We start from the raw sequence: 1,131 nt of genomic DNA, 5'->3' as shown, positions 1-1,131 counted from the left end.
GACGTGGCTGCCGGGATTAAATTCGCCAGGGAATCTCATGAATTATGAAGTTGTGTGTAATGAGATGGGCTTGACGCGACAAGCGGATTGCGGCTGCTCGCCACGCGCGGATTTAATGATGAGGCGACACGCGGATTTAACGACGAAGCCACAAATGGATTGACTGACGATGCAACTTGTGGGTTTCTGCTAGATGGAACTTTCACTATGACCTCCCTGACCCGAACGTTTGTTTAACCTGACGCCCAAAGTGGTGTGTAGCGCAGCGAAAAACCGCTTTGTGCCGTCAGGTTGAAACTAGAGTTAGCGTTTGTTTTCAGTCTATTTTTCGAAATAATCTAAAGCGACTATTAGATTAGCTTCTTCGTCACCTTGATGTATCGCCAAATGACAGTTGGAACATAAAAGCATTAAATCATTCAATGTGATTTTTGTTTTTCCAGAAAGCTTTGATAGCGGGATGATATGATGCACTTCAATAATATCTTTTGTTAACCACGGATAATTTTGTGTAAACTGAAATCCGCACAATTCACAAAATATTTTTTCGTTTTTATCTAAAAACTCCTTTACTTTTTGGTTTCTAAGTTTTTTGTCTCTTTCTACTGCCATATGAAGTTCTAATTTTCTTTCCCCTTCAAACGCGAATGGATTACTATCCTCAGCTTCAATTTCGTTTTTTTCTTTAGATCGATACCGGCCACTATCTATTGTTGCTAAAATAGATACATCCTCTCTTGATACTCTACGGAACTTCTGTTTTCTATAAGGGTCGTTGTTGGGTTTCTCTTTGATCGGTTTTGGTGTTTTATTATGCAAATTTATTGCATGTTCTAACGCGAGTTTCCGAGCACCATCTTCGCCGAACTTTTTAACAGAAAACCTTTTCGCCTGTACTTCATGATGTTCGTCATACCATGTGGCTTGCCAACTTATATATGGTTGTTGTTTTCCTTTTTCGGTTCTTCGAGCAATTCTTTTTTCTGGATCTTTAGGTAAAGATTTCGGAGGCCTTCCAATAATCTTTTTTTCTAAGGGTAATGTTGAAAGTATTTCATGACGAAACTCAACAACCACCAGCTAAAGCTGGTGGGTTGAAGCTACGGACTGAAAGTCCGGATACGGGTCGAT

1 protein-coding gene is annotated in these 1,131 nt (G+C 40.0%); it reads right to left on the bottom strand.

The genetic code is table 11. The features are described 5' to 3' along the window. Nucleotides 1-321 precede the first annotated feature (321 nt). Entirely contained in the window at nt 322-1,077 is a 756-nt protein-coding gene (locus tag ACFSJC_RS09225) for an HNH endonuclease (RefSeq protein ID WP_386025942.1), read from the bottom strand. Nucleotides 1,078-1,131: the final 54 nt, after the last annotated feature.

This window comes from Thiorhodococcus fuscus (assembly GCF_042682685.1).
GTDB lineage: Bacteria > Pseudomonadota > Gammaproteobacteria > Chromatiales > Chromatiaceae > Imhoffiella > Imhoffiella fuscus.
The sequence above is the reverse complement of the archived record's forward strand: the minus strand, read 5'-3'. Positions and strand labels throughout refer to the sequence as shown.